This window comes from Erythrobacter crassostreae, assembly GCF_019204045.1.
GTDB lineage: Bacteria > Pseudomonadota > Alphaproteobacteria > Sphingomonadales > Sphingomonadaceae > Erythrobacter > Erythrobacter crassostreae.
This window is the reverse complement of record NZ_JAGSPC010000001.1, coordinates 1,352,351-1,365,348: the sequence shown is the minus strand read 5'-3', so window position 1 is coordinate 1,365,348 and position 12,998 is coordinate 1,352,351. Positions and strand designations below refer to the sequence as shown.

9 protein-coding genes are annotated in these 12,998 nt (G+C 56.2%); 4 read left to right on the top strand and 5 right to left on the bottom strand.

What is annotated here, in order from left to right; genetic code table 11:
• Positions 1-21: 21 nt before the first annotated feature.
• From KCG46_RS06635 to KCG46_RS06625, 3 genes are all read right to left on the bottom strand, one after another.
• Positions 22-1,230, bottom strand: a complete 1,209-nt coding sequence (locus KCG46_RS06635; RefSeq protein ID WP_218404490.1) for an acyl-CoA dehydrogenase family protein — start codon at positions 1,228-1,230, stop codon at positions 22-24.
• Positions 1,231-1,344: 114 nt separating this feature from the next.
• Positions 1,345-2,130 (bottom strand): SDR family NAD(P)-dependent oxidoreductase, encoded by a 786-nt coding sequence (locus KCG46_RS06630; protein WP_218404489.1) that lies wholly within the window; start codon positions 2,128-2,130, stop codon positions 1,345-1,347.
• A gap of 29 nt (positions 2,131-2,159) precedes the next feature.
• Positions 2,160-3,332: an acetyl-CoA C-acetyltransferase gene (locus tag KCG46_RS06625; RefSeq protein ID WP_218404488.1), complete on the bottom strand. Its 1,173-nt coding sequence runs from the start codon at positions 3,330-3,332 to the stop codon at positions 2,160-2,162.
• 124 nt (positions 3,333-3,456) lie between these two features.
• Here KCG46_RS06625 and KCG46_RS06620 point away from each other — a divergent pair, with 124 nt between their 5' ends.
• Genes KCG46_RS06620 through KCG46_RS06610 form a run of 3 tightly spaced genes read left to right on the top strand, consistent with a single transcriptional unit; the run spans position 3,457 to position 6,871 of the window.
• The gene (locus KCG46_RS06620; protein WP_255551807.1) at positions 3,457-4,245 is read left to right on the top strand and encodes a 2OG-Fe(II) oxygenase; all 789 of its coding nucleotides are present in this window, start codon (positions 3,457-3,459) and stop codon (positions 4,243-4,245) included.
• Entirely contained in the window at positions 4,242-5,945 is a 1,704-nt protein-coding gene (locus KCG46_RS06615; RefSeq protein ID WP_218404487.1) for a tetratricopeptide repeat protein, read from the top strand. Before KCG46_RS06620 ends, KCG46_RS06615 begins: the two co-directional genes overlap by 4 nt.
• Positions 5,942-6,871, top strand: coding sequence for a class I SAM-dependent methyltransferase (locus KCG46_RS06610; RefSeq protein WP_218404486.1), 930 nt, complete (start codon positions 5,942-5,944; stop codon positions 6,869-6,871). The genes KCG46_RS06615 and KCG46_RS06610 overlap by 4 nt, the downstream gene beginning before the upstream one ends.
• 136 nt (positions 6,872-7,007) lie before the next feature.
• On the opposite strand, the gene KCG46_RS06605 is transcribed toward KCG46_RS06610, so the two are convergent.
• Positions 7,008-9,932: a TonB-dependent receptor domain-containing protein gene (locus tag KCG46_RS06605; RefSeq protein ID WP_218404485.1), complete on the bottom strand. Its 2,925-nt coding sequence runs from the start codon at positions 9,930-9,932 to the stop codon at positions 7,008-7,010.
• A gap of 275 nt (positions 9,933-10,207) precedes the next feature.
• Between KCG46_RS06605 and KCG46_RS06600 the strand changes: the two genes are divergently transcribed.
• Positions 10,208-10,756: a type VI secretion protein gene (locus tag KCG46_RS06600; RefSeq protein WP_218404484.1), complete on the top strand. Its 549-nt coding sequence runs from the start codon at positions 10,208-10,210 to the stop codon at positions 10,754-10,756.
• A gap of 96 nt (positions 10,757-10,852) precedes the next feature.
• On the opposite strand, the gene KCG46_RS06595 is transcribed toward KCG46_RS06600, so the two are convergent.
• Entirely contained in the window at positions 10,853-12,847 is a 1,995-nt protein-coding gene (locus tag KCG46_RS06595) for an alpha/beta hydrolase family protein (protein ID WP_218404483.1), read from the bottom strand.
• Positions 12,848-12,998: the final 151 nt, after the last annotated feature.

Sequence of the window (12,998 nt, the reverse complement as noted above, 5' to 3'; positions counted from 1 at the left end):
TTCTCCGGTTTCGCTTACGGCTTAGAGGCCGAGGATCATCTTGGTGATGATGTTGCGCTGAATTTCATTCGATCCGCCATAAATCGATGTCTTGCGCATGTTGAAATAGGTGGACGCGGCATGCTGCGCGTATTCCGGCCCGATTGGATACTGGTTTGACCCGGCATCGCCCGGCACGTTTGCGATATTGCCATAAAGCGGCGTGCCGTAACTGCCGACAGCTTCCAGTGTCAGTTCCGTCAGGCGCTGCTGAATCTCGGTGCCTTTGATCTTAAGGATCGAGCTTTCCGGGCCCGGACCTTTACCGGCCTGTTCACCGGCGAGCGTACGCAGTTCGGTGATTTCAAGTGCGGCAAGATCGATCTCAAGCTGGCTGACTTTGCGCGCAAAATCGAAATCGCTCATTAACGGTTCGCCATCGAGGATTTCGGATCCTGCAATCTCGCGCAGCTTTTCAACGCCGCGCTTGGAACGGGCAACACCGGCAATTCCGCTGCGCTCATGCGCGAGGAGGAATTTGGCGTATGTCCAGCCCTTGTTCTCTTCACCCACAAGGTTTTCGACCGGAACGCGAACGTCGGTAAGCCACGTCTCATTGACCTCGTATCCGCCGTCGATCAGCTTGATCGGGCGCACTTCAACGCCCGGCGTGTTCATGTCGAGCAGGATGAAGCTGATGCCTTCTTGCGGCTTGGCTGCATCGGGATCGGTGCGGCACAGGAAGAAACCCCAATCGGCATGCTGCGCCAGCGTGGTCCATGTTTTCTGGCCATTGATCACATAGTGATCGCCATCGCGCACGGCTGTCGTCTTGAGCGAGGCGAGATCGGAACCGGCGCCCGGCTCTGAATAACCCTGACACCACCATGTTTCGCCGCTGCGAATACCCGGCAGGTGCTGGGCTTTCTGCTCTTCATTGCCGAATGTATAAATCACGGGGCCGACCATCGAAACGCCGAATGGCAGCGGCATAAGCGCGTTCACACGGGCGTTTTCTTCTGACCAAATATAACGCTGCGTCGGGGTCCAACCGGTGCCGCCATACGCTTCCGGCCATGCAGGCGTTGACCAGCCCTTTTCACCAAGAACCTTGTGCCACGCGACGAAATCTTCGCGCGACAGGTCTTCGCGCATACCGGTATCGCCGAGATGCTTGGGATAGTTCGCTTCGATAAAGCTGCGAACTTCCTCGCGGAACGCCACTTCTTCAGGCGTGAATTCAAGGTTCATGGGGCTCTCTCCTAGAGGGTCGATTGGTTGCTTGATTGCTCAAGCAAATACGTGTCCAGCGTCCGATTGGATGCTGGAAAGGCCGCGCTTTGTCCAAGCGCGGCCCTGAAAAATTTACCGCGGCGCCATGCGGATAGCACCATCGAGACGCACGTCTTCGCCGTTGAAATATCCGGTTTCGATCATGCACATCGCGAGCTTCGCATACTCATCCGGATTGCCCAGACGTTTCGGGAATGGAACCGACGCGGCCAGCGCTTCTTTCACTTGCGGCGGTGCAGCGTTCATCAGCGGGGTTTCAAAGATACCCGGCAGGATGGTGTTCACACGGATGCCTTCGCGCATCAGATCGCGCGCGATTGGCAGGGTCATGCCGACAACGCCGCCTTTGGATGCAGAGTATGCCGCTTGGCCGATTTGTCCGTCTTCAGCTGCCACCGAAGCGGTGTTGACCATTGCGCCGCGTGCGCCTTCTTCGTTGATCGGATCGAGGCTCATCATGCCAGCCGCCGATTTGGCGATGCAACGGAATGTGCCGATCAGATTGACCTGAATGACAAAATCGAATGCCGAAATCGGGAAGTGCTTGATCTCGCCGGTTTGTTTGTCGCGGCTGGCGGTTTTGATCGCGTTGCCGATACCGGCGCAGTTCACAAGGATGCGCTCTTGTCCGTGGGCTTCGCGCGCTTTGGCGAAGCCTGCATCCACGTCTTCATCGCTGGTCACGTTGACCTTGCAGAACACGCCGCCAATTTCGGCAGCCATGGCTTCGCCCTTTTCTTCGTTCATGTCGAAGATCGCGACTTTCGCGCCTTTCGCTGCCAATGCGCGTGCGGTTGCCGCGCCGAGGCCGGATGCGCCGCCAGTGACGACGGCCGGAGTGTTTGCTGATACTTCCATGGGGTTTTCCTCTCAGATTTGAATTGGGTTTAGACCGACTCGACAATAGTCACGTTGGCGACGCCGCCGCCTTCGCACATCGTTTGCAGGCCGTATTTCTTGCCGTGGCGTTTCAATCCGTGGACCAGAGTCGCCATCAATTTCGTGCCCGATGCGCCCAGCGGATGGCCCAGCGCAATCGCGCCGCCATGCACGTTGAGTTTCTCCGGATCGGCTCCGGTATGTTTAAGCCAAGCCATCGGTACCGGCGCAAACGCTTCGTTGACCTCATACAAATCAATATCGTCGATTTTGAGGCCCGCCCGCTCCAACGCTTTATCGGTCGCGAACAGAGGCTCTTCGAGCATGATCACGGGATCGCCAGCCGTCACTGTCAGGTTGTGGATACGCGCCATCGGGGTAAGGCCGTATTTCTTCAGCGCTTCTTCGGACACAACCAGCACCGCCGATGATCCATCACAGATTTGGCTGGCGCTGGCGGCTGTAATCTTGCCATCGGGCGCGAGAAGCTTCACGCCCGCAATCCCTTCAAGCGTCGCGTCGAAACGGATGCCTTCATCGATTGTGTGCATCTCTGTACCCTCAGGCGTTTCGATTTCAACCGGCACAATCTCGTCGGCAAATGCGCCCGCTTCGGTGGCGGCGATTGCGCGTTTGTGGCTTTCGAATGCGAAAGCGTCGAGCTGATCCTTTGAAAAGTCATGCTTATCGGCGATCATTTGTGCGCCCATAAACTGGCTGAATTGGACGCCGGGATACTTCTCCATAACGCCGGGCGACATGTAATTGCCCAGCCCCTCTTTCATGTGGAGCGTCATATTGCTGCCCATTGGCACGCGAGACATGCTTTCCACGCCGCACGCAATGACAACGTCCTGCGTGCCGCTCATCACGGCTTGCGCGGCGAACTGGATCGCCTGCTGCGAAGAACCGCACTGGCGATCAATTGAAACCGCCGGGGTCGATTGGGGAAGAAGTTTCGATGCGAGAACGGCCATTCGACCTACTTGTCCGGCTTGTTCACCAGCCTGCGAAACGCAGCCTGCAACAACATCATCGATTGCAGCCGGATCGACTCCGCTACGTTCCACAATCGCATCAAGCGATTTGGCGAGCAGGTCGACTGGGTGAACGCCAGCAAGACGACCACCACGGCGGCCTCCAGCAGTACGCACGGCGTCGACGATATAGGCTGTGGCCATTTGGGGTATCCTCTCGTTTACGTAAACGTTGCTCTTTGCCACTGACTATGTGAGCGCGCGTGGCAAATCAATGGGTGAATTGCTGCTCAATGCAGGCCGGTGCAACTTGCCGTTACGGCAAGCTATGACTCTCCCAAAGGCTTGCTTATTCCCGTATGGTCTGGCTACGGATGATGGCGAAATGAAGACCCTGTTTGAACTCAATCCCGCGCTTGACCGCGCCGCGCTCGCAAAACGATTTGCAGAGACGGGCCGCGTGCAGGTCCGCGATGTGCTGACGCAAGAAGCCGCGCAAGAAATCCTGAACGTGCTTACCAACGAAACACCGTGGGGCATGGCGACAGGTGCAGGCGATGAAAACCGCCAAAGTTTCCCCGTAGAAGCGATGCGTACGCCGGAGGGTCAGCAAGAAATCAACGAGGCGGCCAATGAGGCTGCGCGAAACTCGTCTCGCGGCGAATATGGTTTTCGCTTTGCGCATTACCCGATCTTGACCGCTGTTCAGGAAGGCCTTGATCCCGGCGGCCCGCATGAAGTGTTGATTGAGCACCTAAATGCACCGGACTTCCTCGGCCTTGCCCGCGATGTAACCGGCATCGATGCCTTGGTGAAGGCCGATGGCCAAGCAACCTTGTTTGCCCGCAATCACTATCTCGGCCGCCATATTGACAGCCATGTCGCCGAAGGGTGGGAAGTTGCCTATGTGCTGAACTTTGCCCCGCCTGACTGGCATCCGGATTGGGGTGGCTATCTGTTGTTTTTGGATGATGATGGCGACGTGGTTGAAGGGTTCCGCCCGCGTTTCAACGCCCTCAACCTGTTCCGCGTGCCGCAATCCCACATGGTCAGCTATGTGCCGCCTTTCGCTCCGGTTGGCCGAATGGCTGTGACGGGGTGGCTGCGCTCGCAATGAAGGCCGGGCTTTCCCCGCATCAAGTGCAGTCGCGTATCCAAATGGCGATGCAATCAGGCGATCTCGAAGAGGCCCGCGCGATTGCGAAAGCAGCGCTTCGCGCCAATCCACGCGACGGAGCCCTAGCCCACACGAGCGGAAATCTGGCGCTGAAGGCAGGCGATGCGAAAGCCGCAGCGAAGCATTTTGAAGCCGCCGCCAAGCGCGTGCCAGGCCACCTCGATTACACGCTCGATCACGCTATCGCCCTGCAACAACTTGGCCGGCATGATGATGTTGTTGATCGTCTAAGCAAACACGAGGACGCTGGTCGAAATGTGATACGATACGCCAGCATCCGCGCCCTTTCACATAAGGAGCTGGGCCAGCTTGACGAGGCCGCCGAATGGTATGACTCGGCGTTATCGCTTGATCCGCGTCACCCGCGCGCTCTGCATGGACGCGCACGAATAGCATTGGAGCGCGGCGAAGCTGACGCGCTGCTCCGATTCGATCAGGCCATTTCCGTAAACCCAGGAGACGCGGATATCTGGCTGGGTAAGGCGAACGCTTTGGACGTGTCTGGCGATACGAAAGGGGCGATGACTGTTGCGAGTCAGATCGCAGAGCAAGGCCCCGCCTATCTTCCGGGCCAGTCTTTTCTGGCCCAAATGCGGCTGGCGGCTGGCGATGCCGACTTTGCCGCGCATTTTGCCGACGCAGCAGCGAAACTCCCCCAAGACCCAAATATTCCCGCCGCGCATTGCGATGTCCTGTCCGGTCTGGACCGGGCAAACGAGGCCGCTGACATTGCGGCACAGGCGCGCAAACGGTTTCCTCAGATCGACCACTTCGCCCTGCTAGAGGCCGTGCATAGCGGGACAGCAGGCGATTGGGACCGCGCCGAGGCGATATTTGCGGCTTTGATTAATGAAAGTCCGCTGCGCTTTCTCAATGAAGCGCGGCACAGGCTTAGAAAGCACGATCTTGAGGCCGCAGAGCATCTGCTCGACAAGGCATTGATTGCGAACCAGTGGGACATAGCGGCGTGGGCGCTGCGCGGGATCGTGTGGCGGCTGGCCGGCGATGATCGTGCCGAGTGGCTGCATGCGCAAGACGGGCTGGTCCAATTCCTCCCGCTCGAAGGGGCAGACGGTCTTATCGAGCGCAGCACCGCGTTCTTGCGCGAATTGCATACGCATTCGGCCATGCCGCTCGGTCAAAGCCTCCGCGGGGGCACTCAGACACGGGGTATCCTATTCCACCGTATGGAGCCGGTGATCCGCGAGCTTCGCGATGCCATTGCGCGCACAATGGAATCCTATCGCGAAAACCTGCCCAAGCGTGACGAAAAGCACCCGCTGCTTCGCCACAGCAAAGCTGCATGGAAATTTGACGGTTCATGGTCGGTACGGCTGACCGGAGGTGGCGATTTTCATACCTCGCACATCCACCCAAAGGGGATCGTATCCTCGGCGCTATACCTGATCGTACCAGAAGACAGCACCGATGAGGGCGCACACAATGGTTGTCTCGAAGTTGGCCGGCCGCCGCCTGATCTGAGCCTCGATCTTGATCCGGTAAGGACGATCCAGCCAATACCCGGACATCTCGCGCTTTTCCCGAGTACATTGTATCACGGAACCACACCCTTCACCTCGTCAGAGCGCATGACCGTTGCCTTTGATGTTGTAAGCCAAAGAAAGTCCCGCCTGAAATGAGCACATTGCCAACAAATGCCGGGCAATCGCAGGATGCTTGGGGCGATTTTTGGGCGCTGAATGCACGCGGCAATACAAGCGGCGAAGGCGGAGGATGCTTGCCGCAGCGCTGGGCTGCTATCGAGCAAGCGCAATCAGGCATCTGGCACGAGCTTGCCGAATGTCTGCCGCAAGGCGCAAAAGTGCTGGACCTCGCAACCGGCGACGGGCGCGTTCTCGCATGGATGCGCAGCAAACGTCCCGATCTGGCGTTAACCGGCGTCGATCTTTCACCGACGCTCCCCATGCCGCCAACAGGAACCGAAACCCGCAGCGGCATTGCGATGGAAGAACTGCCATTTGCGGCCAGCGTATTTGATGCTGTCGTCAGCCAGTTTGGCTTTGAATATGGTGATGTCCCCAGGGTGACGGCAGAGATTGCCCGTGTGCTTGCGGAAGGCGGCAAGGTCGGCCTGATCATGCACCGCGGCGACGGGCCGATCCTTGAGCACAATCGTCAGCGGCGTGATGAATTGCTTTGGCCGCTCAAAGAGAAAGCGGTTGCGCGTAAAGTGAAGACGGCCCTCAAGAAAGGCCCCTCAGCAATAGACAAGGCGGCGGAGTTCGCCGGAAAGATCGCGCAGAAAGGCGCCGAGAAATTCGGTCAGCAGTCTCCCGCGTGGGAAATCCCCGAAGCGATCCGCAGGACCTGCCTTATGGGGCGTAAGTCCGGCGTTGGTTCAATTGTCGAAACGATTGCCACAATAGAAGGGCACGCAAAGAATGAACTTGGCCGGATCAAGTCTCTTTCCGGGGCCTGCGCGACCGCCGATGGTCGCCAGACCATTGTAGATCACTTTGCGAAAAAGAACCTGAACTTGGCTGAGACACGATCTCTAAAAGAAGAGAACGGAAGAGAATTCGCGGACTTCGTGCGCTTTGAATAGGGTCTAGTTGCCTTGCCGGTTAGGTAGGCGAAGCATTTCGGACATCTGATAAAAATACAAAAAGGGCGCCAGACCAAAAGTCTGGCGCCCTTTTGTTCGATTGTGTCGCCGACCGAGGCCGGGGACACCAATCTGATTAGAAGCGGAACTGTGCCGAAACGAAGAAGTCACGACCCAGAACATCGTATGTGCTCGGGTATGTGTTCGACTGCTCAGCGTTGTTGAAGTCACCGAGGAGAAGCGTGTTCGTCTCGTTGATCACTTGACCATTCGCATCGAAAATCGGTGTCGAAGGCAATGTGTCAAACAGGTTGTTGACACCAGCCGAGACGGTCAGGTTTTCCGAAGCATCAAACGACAGTGTAAGGTCGATGAGGTCATATGCATCGATACGCTCGACGAAGTTGTCGTCCGCATCGGTGTCATCGTTCACTGCCGACAGGTGACGCCAGCGGGTCGAGAGGGTCATAGGACCGTCAGTCCAGCTAAAGCGCGAAGTCCACTTGAACGAAGCCTGTGGATCATCACAGGTCAGGCCAAAGCGACCGGCACACTGATCAACAATCGTAGGATCCGATACGTCTGGACGAGTATCGTTCGATTCTGTCCAAGTACCAAGGAACAACACGTCGAAACGTGAGTCGCCATCGCCAGTCAGCGAGAACGGTACCGAAGTGCCGTAGTTCACCTGAAGATCGATACCCGAAGTGCTGAATTCAGCGATGTTCGCGCCACCGAGTACAGGTGGGTTGTCACGGCTGAATGCACCCTGTGCGTCACGTGTACCAACGAAGGTAGCGCAGCGCGGGTCGTTCAGATCCTGTGCCTGGTTGTAGCAGAGGTCCAAAGCTTGCTCGAGGCTGATCGTGGTGATCGCGTCCTTTACGACGATGTCGAAATAGTCGGCTGTGATCGTCAGACCAGGGATAAACGACGGCTGAAGCACGACACCAAAGGTGTAGCTGTCCGAAGTTTCTTCACCGAGGTTCGGGTTACCACCAAACAAAGCAGCGATCTGGCCGTCAGGCTGAACAACTGCGTTGTTACCGATGTTACCAGCTGGAACGCCGTTCGCCTGACACAGTGCGAGAAGCGCACCGGTAGGAGTTGGAGCGTTACCTGCACCGCCATCACCCGCACATGGATCGTTGGCACCTGGGAAGCCGATGGCTGTACCCTGGAACAATTCACCTACGTTTGGTGCACGAACAGCGCGCTGATACTGACCACGAAGCGTGATGTCAGGGATCGGCTGGAACTGAGCGCCACCAGCGTATGTCCAAACACCGCCGACTGTGTCGAGCGAGTAATCGGAATAACGTGCAGCACCGTTCAATTCAAAGCGGATACCGCTTTCGGTTTCAAACGGAATGTTAACCTCACCGAAGAATTCAGTGACGTCGTAAGCACCTTCAGTTGGCTCACCAGCGTTAAAGCCAGCAACGTCACCCGAAGCGAGGAACTCGTCAGGGATGAAGCGTGAGCTAACAGCGCGGTATTCAGTACCAAACGCGAATGCGACTGGCTCTGCTTCGCCAAGAGCGAAGTCACCGAATGTACCCGAGAGAACGCCGGAAGCGACTTCAAGAGTAGAGATATCGCCGTTTTGCGCTTGGATGCGGAAAACATCGACCATGTCTGGTGTAAGCGTGCCTGCACCAAAAATGTTGATCTGCGTATCACCGGTGCCGTTTACCGCAGCAGTGAAGCGCGAAACAGACGCGTTACCCTGCTGGATGTTAGCGTTACGTGTACGCGAATACATGTAGTACGCATCGTACTGCAGGTAATCGGTGATGTCACCACGTGCACCGGTTACGATGCGGAAAGCATTACGTTCGTCGAGGTTACGACGACCGCCAGCTTCTTCGAGACGACGACGGATCTGTACATCGACAGTGCCGTTGTTGGCATCTGCACCAGTTTCAGAAGCATCGAGTTGACGCAGTTCAGCTTCCGTACCGGCATCAATGAAGCCGTTTGCAACGAGCGAGTCGATGTCAAGGAAGGTGTTTACGAGGATCGGTGTTGGAGCGAGCTCAGCATCGACGCGGTTGTTGGTGTATGCAACTTCCGTGTAGAATTCGAGAGCGTCCGAAACTTCGTAGCTGGCGTTACCACCAAGCAGATACCGCTCTTGCGGAAGCTGCAGATAGTTGACCGGCGCGTAGTTATACAGATCGCGTGGTGTTTCGTACGCACGAAGCGAACCTGGTGTACCGAAGATCGCAAGGTCGCTGTTAGCTTCGAAAGAAGTACCAGTTACATCACCGTCACCATCGTAGCGAAGACGTGTTTCTGGTGGAAGCGAAGAACCAAGCTGCTGAAGCGGCGAACCACCAAGAGCGAAGTTCGAGAACGTACGATCGCCCTGGAAGATTTCGTCACGATTGAAGTACTCACCGAATACTGTGACGTTACCACGACCATCGTCGAAGCTTGAGCCGATCGCACCGTGGATCTGATAGCGACGGCCATCGCCGCGCTCAGTCAGACCGTACTGACCACCGATTTCCACGCCGTCAACTTCACGAAGACGGAAGTTCACAACACCTGCGAGGGCGTCAGAACCGTAAACAGCGGAAGCACCGCCGGTCACAACATCAACAGATTCCAGAAGGAACTGCGGGATGGTGTTCAAGTCGGTGATCTGGTTGGTATCATAGAACATCCAGCGGCGGCCATTGACCAGCAGCATGGTACGTGTCGCGCCGAGACCACGAAGGTTCAGCGAGGCAGTACCGTTACCTGGGTTGTTCGAGAACGAGGTCGTGCCCGGAACAACTTGCGGCAGGGTGTTGATTACGTTTTCAACGTTGACCGTACCAGAAAGTGCGAATTCTTCTGAATCAACAACTGCGACTGGAGCAGCTGTTTCAACGTTGCGGCGCTGAATGCGCGAGCCAGTGACAGTGATTAAGTTCTCACCACCGGCGTCGGCCGAACCATCGGTGCCGACGGTTACCGGCTCTTCTTGGTCCTGGGCATATGCTGGCGTAGCAACCATGGCACCAGCCATGATAGTACCCGCAAGCAGATTGCCTTTGCTAAAACGGTTCATTTTAGTCCCCTTAGGAGTTTGCGACCTGGATTGGTGCGCATTTGGCTAAAATCGCGGGCAGTAACCCGGATTTGGCGGCCTTAAGACACGCGGACCCTTTTTCGCAATCGCAACAAGCGTGCTTAATGAAGGTTGGTTACAACCTGTGACATTCACGCTACACATCAAGATGTCGCATTATTCCGTGGGTTTGGAGGGGCATTTGGCGCTAACCGATAACCTCGAATTGGTGTAAGCGCGGCTTTTAGATAACATGTTCGCGCGGAGGATTTCGAATGCGTATTTCATTGAGAACTAAGGCTGGAATGCGGGTTTTGGCCGTTGGTGTGGCCGCTGCATTGGGTTCGGCTGGCGCTGCCGCGCAATCTGACGACGTAGCGTCATCTGAAGACAATCTCGATGGTCTCAAGGCATGCCAGCAAATAGCGAGCGATAACGAGCGCTTGGCCTGTTTCGACAAGGCTGTCGGCGCAATTGTCACAGCAACCGAAACGGGCGAACTGACAGTTATCGATAGGGAAGACGCCGAGAAAACGCGCCGCAGCCTGTTTGGCTTCACATTGCCTGACATCGGCTTGTTCGGCGGAGATGTTGAAGAGAAAGACGAGCTGTTCGAGACAACAATCACCAGCGCTCGCTATCTTTCGGGTAAGAAACTTCGCTTTACCACCGCTGAGGGGGCCGTTTGGGAAATGAAGGACGTGCCGCGTCGTCTACAGCGGATTGAGCCAGGCGATAAAGCCGTCTTCAAGCAGGCATCAATGGGGACATTCTTTGTCCGCATCAACGGACAGCTTGGCGTACGGGGCAAACGGGTCGAATAATCCACGCCGCTTCTTCGCAGCTTACAGAACGGAAAAGGCCCGCCCTGCAAACTGCAGGACGGGCCTTTTTCTTATGCATATCTCTTCAGAGAGCGATCAGAGACCGCCCGGACCACAGTCATTTGCGAGAAAATCGAGGATTTTCGTCATGATCTGCTGCTGGTGAGTGTACATGTGCGTGTTGTAGAAGTGGTCTGCGCCTTCGATGGTGACAAACTGACCATCTTTGCCTGCAGCTTCGAACGCCTTCTTATAGTCTTTGAAGTGATAATACATCACGCGGCGATCCTGTTCAGGATGCATCATCAGAAGCGGGATGTTGACCTTCGAGACTTCATTGATCGGGTTGACGCCAATCATGCCGCGGCGTTTCGACCACGCATCGAGAGCTTTGAGCGAGGTGTCGCGCCGGCCCATATACTGCTTTTCAGCATCGGCAACCGCTGCGCCAGCGATAGCACATTGATACAGCTGCGGATCGCGTGAAAGCGTGTAAAGCGCAGCCTGTCCGCCGTAAGACCAGCCGAAGAACGCAACACGATCAGGATCGACAAGACCCTGTTCGATCAGGTGCATAACACCGTCATCTTTATCATCCTGCATACGGCCGCCGTGCTCGCCATAACCGGCATCAAAGTGCTTTTGACCCCAACCGGTCGAAATACGGTTTTCAGGGTGGAACACCATATAACCCGCATTCGCGAGCATTTGGCCCCACTCATCGTAGCTGACACGGCCATTCACGTGTGGTCCGCCATTATGCTGAACCACGAGCGGGAATGGACCTTTGCCCTTTGGCACGGTGATGTAACCAGGGATTTCGAGGCCATCGCGTGCCTTGTAGCGAATGTATTTCACTTCCGAGAGCTGATCAGGATTGATCAGCGGGTTACGGCTGCCAAGCTTTGCAAGCTTGCCGTCTTTGACCAGCCAGAACGAGCCGGGATCCTTTGGACCGCGGTTCTGGACGACCATGGTGCGGCCATCAAGCGACCGGCTGGAAATGCCGATGTCGTGGGCATACGGAATTTGCTTCTCAAGTGCCTCGTGAAGCGCCTTCTCGTCTTCGTCGAACCAATGGCGTTCACCCTTCGCACCCGAGTACCGAGCGGCGACAAGTTTATCATTGCCAGGGATCGAGTGGGTCTGAATGCGAGTGATGTCGGCATCTTCCGCCTGGAAAATCTTCTCACCAACGGTGCCCGTGTTGAAGTCAAAGTGGTAAAGCGCCGCTTTGTCTTCGCCATTGCGGTTGTCGATGAAATAGCCTTTGTTCGGATCATTCGGATCCAAACCCGCAAGACCGTGGAAGCCGCCAAGAATACGATACAGGTTGCCCTGCTCGTTCATGTCGGTTTCCTGGAATTGCGTCCACGAGCCATCGCCTGGCTTGCGGTAATACTCTTTGAGCATGCCATCACCGCGATCGAGGACTGAAGTGTAACGAGGGTTGCCCTCATTATCCCAAAGCTGGACCTGTGGGAATTTGCTGTTCCCCTTCAGAATCAGGGATTTACTGCCCTTCTTCAGATCGAACTTGTAATACGCACGCGGACGGAACGCTGCGAATGGGTCAACGCCGCTTGTATCAGGAATAGCGTTGCCTGTACCGATCAAGACTTTGTCCGGATCCGTCGGCAGCGTGTTCACGATGCTGAAATCGCCCTCGACCTTATTGATCTTGTTCGAAATCGGGTTGTACGAAAACGCGAGGTAATCGCGGATGTCCTGCTCTGGACGCTTCACCTGCTCGCGGCGCACTTGCCATGCGGTGCCAAAGATGAACTCGTTGCTGACCCAGCGCGCACCGATGATTTCCATTGGATCTGCGTTGATCGTGCGGAACGGTTTGGTGAGATCATCGGTTTTGAAGACCTGCAACAGGTAGTCGCCATCACGGCTTGGGTTGATGTGCACCAGCACATGCTTACCGTCAGGCGAAACCTGAACCGCGTTGACGACATCGCGCAATGCCCAAACGTCGATTGGAACGCTGGCTTGCGCTTGTGTCTCGCTGGGGGCGGAGACGCTGAGACCGAGCGCCGATACGCCGACCATCGCGGCCATCAGGGGTGCTTTTAAAAGCTTCATGGTTTGAACTCTTCCAGTTTGAAAAGAATGTATGTCCTTGATGAGTCGCCTGGCCTCCCGTCCAGCGGCTCGAACAAACACAGTAAAACAAAAAAGCGGCCCCTCGGCAAGTGCGAGGGGCCGCTCTTTTTCGTTAAATTCCCAGGCTAGG